1 protein-coding gene is annotated in these 5,811 nt (G+C 76.5%); it reads left to right on the top strand.

The features are described 5' to 3' along the window. Positions 1–5,811 (top strand): non-ribosomal peptide synthetase (locus tag ACY45C_RS19440; RefSeq protein WP_462189003.1); only part of this gene is annotated, 5,811 nt, incomplete at both ends.

Raw genomic sequence — 5,811 nt, 5'->3', positions numbered from 1 at the left:
CCCCCAGCCCGTCGGACGCCGCCGGCGCGTCTGGCGGCCCGAGCTGGCTCGCGTTGGACGAGCGGGCCGTCGCCGCCGAGCTGGCCGCCACCCCGGCCGGCCCGCTGACGGGCGCGGAGCTCGGCGCCTTCGCCCGCGACCGCGCGGACCGGCTCGACCACCCGGCCTACGTCATCTACACGTCCGGTTCGACCGGCCGGCCCAAGGGCGTCGTCACGCCCTACCGCGGGCTGACGAATATGTGGCTCAACCACCGGGACGAGATCTTCACCCCGACGGTGGCGGCGGCCGGCGGGCGGCGCCTGCGGATCGCGCACACCGTCTCCTTCGCCTTCGACATGTCGTGGGAGGAGCTGCTCTGGCTCGTCGAGGGCCACGAGGTGCACATCTGTGACGAGAACCTGCGCCGGGACGCCGAGGGGCTGGTCGCCTACTGCGACCGCCACCGGATCGACGTCGTCAACGTCGCCCCGACCTACGCGGCCCACCTGTTCGAAGCCGGCCTGCTGGAGCGGACCGGCTCGGCCAGCGAGGCCGGGCCGGCCACCGGCGGCGACCCCGCGGACGGGCACCGGCCGGCCCTGGTCATGCTGGGCGGGGAAGCCGTGCCCGGCTCCGTCTGGACCCGGCTGCGGACCACCGACGGGACGGCCGGCTACAACCTGTACGGGCCGACCGAGTACACGATCAACACCCTCGGGGCCGCGACGGCCGACAGCCCGACGCCGACCGTCGGGCGGCCGATCCGCAACACCTCCGTCTACGTGCTCGACCGCTGGCTGCGCCCGGCCCCGGACGGCGTCGCCGGCGAGCTGTACATAGCTGGCGACGGCCTGGCTCGGGGCTACCTCGACCAGCCCGGCCTGACCGCGGCCCGCTTCGTGGCCGACCCGGTCCGGCCGGGCGGGCGGATGTACCGCACCGGCGATCTGGTGGCCCGCCGCCCCGACGGCAACCTCGACTTCCTCGGCCGCACCGACGACCAGGTGAAGATCCGCGGCCACCGGATCGAGCTCGGCGAGGTCACCGCCGCCCTCGACGGCCACGAGGCGGTCAGCCAGTCCGCCGTGATCGCGGCGGCCGACCCGGCGACGCCGGGCGCGAAGCGCCTCGTCGCCTACGTCGTGCCGGCCGAGCCCTCGCCCGCCGAGGCGGCCGCGATCGAGGCCGACCAGGTCGGCGAGTGGCGTCAGATCTACAGCGACGAGTACGAGCGGATCCCGACCGCCGCGCTCGTCGAGGACTTCGCCGGCTGGGATTCCAGCTACGACGGGCAGCCGATCCCGTTCGAGCACATGCGGGAGTGGCGGGCGGCCACCCTCGACCGCATCCGGGCACTCGCGCCCCGGCGGGTGCTGGAGATCGGCGTCGGCACCGGCCTGCTGCTCGGCCCGCTCGCGCCCGAGTGCAAGGCGTACTGGGGCACGGACTTCGCCGCCCCCGTCATCGCGAAGCTGCGGGCCGAGCTGGCCACCGACCCGGACCGCTTCGGGCGGGTCGAGCTGCGCCACCAAGCGGCCCACCTGACCGATGGGCTGCCCACCGGCTTCTTCGACACGGTCGTCGTCAACTCGGTGATCCAGTACTTCCCGAGCGCCGGCTACCTGGCCTCGGTGCTGCGGGGCGCGCTCGACCTGCTGGCCCCGGGCGGCTCGCTGTTCGTCGGCGACGTCCGGGACCTGGGCCGGTTGCGCGCCTTCCACAGCGCGGTCGAGCTGGCCCGCCCCGGCCCGCGGCCCGGGCCCGACCCGGCTCGGCTCGCGGCCGCCGTCGACCGGCGCCTCCTGCTGGAGAAGGAGCTGGTGGTCTCGCCGGCGTTCTTCCTGGACCTGGCGGCCCAGGCCGATCTCGAGGTGTCGGTCCGGGTCAAGCGGGGGCGCCACCGCGACGAGCTGACCCGGCACCGCTACGACGTGGTGCTGCGCCGACCCGCCCCGGTCGACGGCGCCCGGGCGGTGGAGCCGCTCACCCCGGCCTGGGACGTTCTGGCCTGGGACGTCGACGTGGACAGCGTGGAGGCACTCGGCGCGCTGCTCCGGGGCCGCCTGCCGGAGCGGGTCCGTCTGACCGCGATCCCGGACGCCCGGATCGCCGCCGAACTCGCCGCGGCCGGGCTTTGCACTGAGGCTGGGCTTTGCGCTGAGGCCGGCGAGGCGGCCGCCGTCGACCCCCACGATGTATACGCGCTGGCCGATGCCCTGGGCTACGAGGCGGCCCTCGCGCCGCGACCCGGCGACCCCGGCCGGCTCGACGCCGTCTTCGTGCGCGGCTCGGGCCGCCCCGCCCTCCCGGTCACCCGGCCGGCGGCCGACCCGGCCGCCCGGCCCGGCCCGGCCACGGCGCGCACGAACGACCCGACAGCCGCCCGCGCCGCCGGCGCGCTTGTCGCCCGCCTGCGCTCCGACCTGGCCGCCGCCCTGCCGGACTACCTGGTCCCGTCGGCGTTCGTGCCGCTGCCGGCCATCCCCCGCAACGCCAACGGCAAGCTCGACGTCGCCGCCCTGCCACCAGCCGAGCCGGTGGCGGCGGCGAGCTCCGGCCGGCCGCCGGCCACGGCGCTGGAGCGCACCCTGGCCGAGCTGTTCGCCGACGTCCTCGGCCTGCCCGAGGTCGGGGTGGAGGACGACTTCTTCGCCCTGGGCGGCCACTCCCTGCTCGCGACCCGGGTGGTCAGCCGGGCCCGGGTCGCGCTCGAGGTCGATCTGGCCATCCGTGACCTGTTCGAGGCACCGACGGTGGTGGCGCTGGCGGCGAAGGCAGCGGGCCGGGCCGAGACCGGGCGCCCGCCGCTGGTCGCGGGGGAGCGGCCCGAGCGGATCCCGCTCTCGCCGGCGCAGCGTCGCCTGTGGCTCGTCGAGGCGCTGGCCGGCGGGAGCGACGCCTACAACTACCCGCTCGCGTTCCGGACCGGCGCCCGCCTCGACGTCGACGCGCTGCGCGCCGCCGTCACCGACCTCCTCGGCCGGCACGAGGCCCTGCGCACGGTCGTCGCCGCGGTCGACGGCCAGCCCTACCAGCGGATCCTCGACCCGGTCGCCGCGACCCCCGCCATCGACGTCGTCGAGTGCGGCCCCGACGAGGTGACCGGCCGGATCACCCGGGCGGCGGCCCAGCCGTTCGACCTGGCCGCCGAGGCGCCGCTACGGCTGACCGTGCTGCGCGGCCCGGACGACGACGTGCTGGTCGTCGTCCTGCACCACATCGCGACCGACGAGTGGTCTGACCGGCCGTTCCTGCTCGACCTGGACGCGGCCTACGCCGCCCGGCGGGCCGGGCGCGCGCCGGACTGGGCGCCGTTGCCGGTCCAGTACGCCGACTACACGCTCTGGCAACGCGACCTGCTCGGCGATCCGGGCGTCGACGGCAGCCTGGCCGCCCGGCAGCTCGACTTCTGGCTGGCCGCCCTGCGGGGCCTGCCGGAGGAGATCCCGCTGCCGCTGGACCGGCCGCGCCCGGCCGTACGCGACGGCGCGTCGGGGCGGGCTGCCCGGGTCCTGCGCGGCCCGGTCGCGATCGGGCTGCGGGCGCTGTGCGCGGCGACCGGGACGAGCATGTCGATGCTCGCCCACGCGGCCATCGCGACCCTGTTGCACCGGCTGGGCTCCGGCGACGACATCCCGATCGGCGTACCCGTCTCCGGCCGGGCCGACGCCGCGCTCGACCCGCTCGTCGGCTTCTTCGTCAACACGCTGGTGATCCGGTCCGACCTGACCGGCGACCCGACCTTCCGGGATCTGCTGGGCCGGGCCCGCCGGACCGACCTGGCCGCCTTCGACCACCAGGACCTCCCGTTCGAGGACGTGGTCGCGGCGGTCAACCCGCGCCGGACACCGGGGATCAACCCGCTGTTCCAGGTGATGGCCGGCTACCATCACCTGGCCGACGACGGCCGGGAGCTGCTCGGCGGGCCGGTGACCTGGATCAACCCCGAGGCCGGGACGGCCAAGTTCGACCTGGACGTGACGTTCGTCGACCGGGCCGTCCGCAACGAGATCACCGTGCTGGTCGACTTCGCCACCGATGTCATCGAGCCGGCCGGCGGCGCCCGGCTGGCCGACCGGCTGCTCCGCCTGCTGGCCGAGATCGTCCGTGACCCCGACAGACCGGTCAGCCGGCTGGAGATCGCCGACGAGGAGGAGCGGGCGGCCGCCCTGCGCTGCGCCGCCGGCCCGGAGCGGGCGCTGCCCGGTGACCCCGGTGACCCCGGTGACGCCGCCGGTCCCGGCGGCGCCGGGACGACCGTGCCGGACCTGCTCACCCGGGCCGTGGCCGCCCATCCCGACCGGGTCGCGCTGGTCACCGCCGAGAGCCGGACGACGTTCGCCGAGCTGGCGACCCAGGTCGGCCGGATCGCGGGCCGGCTTTCCCGGCTGGGCACCCCTCCGGAGGCGGTGGTGGCGCTCGCGCTGCCCCGCGCGCTGACGGTCCCGGCGATCTTCGGTGTGTTGGCGGCGGGCGCGAGCTACCTGCCGATCGACGTCGAGCAGCCGGCGGAGCGGCTGGCGTTCCTGCTGGCCGACGCGGCACCGAGCGTCGTCCTCACCACCCGGGCCTTGGCCGACCGGCTGCCGGCCGTCGCCGCTCCTGTCCTATCGCTCGACGCCCCCGCCCTCGACGCCCCCGCCCTTTACAGTCCAGCCGGTCCAGCCGCTGCCCGGCCGGACCCGGCCGGCGCGGCCAGCGTGATCTACACCTCGGGGTCCACGGGTGTCCCCAAGGCGGTCGTCGGCACCCACCGGGGCCTGGTCAACTTGTTCGTCTCCCACGTGGTCGACCTCATCGCGCCGGCCGAGCACGCCGCCGGCCCGGACCGGGACGCTCAGCGGGTACTGCACGCGGCCTCGTTCAGCTTCGACGGCTCGTGGGAGCCGTTGCTGTGGCTGCTGGCCGGACACGAGGTGCATGTCGTCGACGAGCTCACCGCGCGGGACGCGGCCGCCCTCGTCGACTACATCGAGCGGGCCCGGATCGACGTGCTCGACCTGACCCCGACCTACCTCCAGGAGCTGATGAGCCAGGGGTTCCTCCGGCCGGGGTCCCCCGGCACGACGAGCCACCGGCCGGGCGTGCTGCTGGTCGGCGGCGAGGCCACCCCGCCGCCACTGTGGGAGCGGCTGTGCTCCATCCCCGGGATGGTGGCCCACGACCTGTACGGGCCGACCGAGTACTCGGTCGACGCCTACGGCTGGCACAGCGCCGGCGCTGGGCCGGCGCCGGCCGGCACCGGCCCGGACCCGGGCTGGGCCGCGCCTGTCGCCAACACCCGGGCCTACTTGCTGGACGCCGCTCTGGCGCCGGTCCCGGACGGGGTGGCCGGCGAGCTGTACCTGTCCGGTCCCGGGCTGGCCCGGGGCTACCTGGGCCGCCCCGGCCTGACGGCCGGCCGGTTCGTGGCCGACCCGTTCGTGGCCGACCCGTTCGGGGCGCCCGGCGCGCGGATGTACCGCACCGGCGACCTCGCCCGCCGCCGGCCCGACGGCTCGCTCGCCTTCCTCGGGCGCGCGGACGATCAGATCAAACTGCGCGGGTTCCGGGTCGAGCCCGGCGAGATCGAACGGGCGCTGGAGGCGGCGCCCGGCGTCGGGACGGCGGCGGTCGTCTTCCGCCCGGACGCCCCGCCCGCGCTCCAGCTCGTCGCCTACCTGGTACCCGGGCCGGGGAGCGGCCCGGACCCGGTCGCGTCGGCCCGGGCCCACGCGGCCCGCGTGCTGCCGGCGTACCTGCTCCCGCAGGCGTTCGTCGCGCTGGACCGGCTGCCCCGCACGGTCAACGGCAAGCTGGACCGGGCGGCGCTGCCCGAGCCGCCCGCCC

This window comes from Frankia sp. CcWB2 (genome assembly GCF_977927585.1).
Note: the sequence above shows the minus strand (reverse complement) of the source record. Positions and strands in the feature narration are given on the sequence as shown.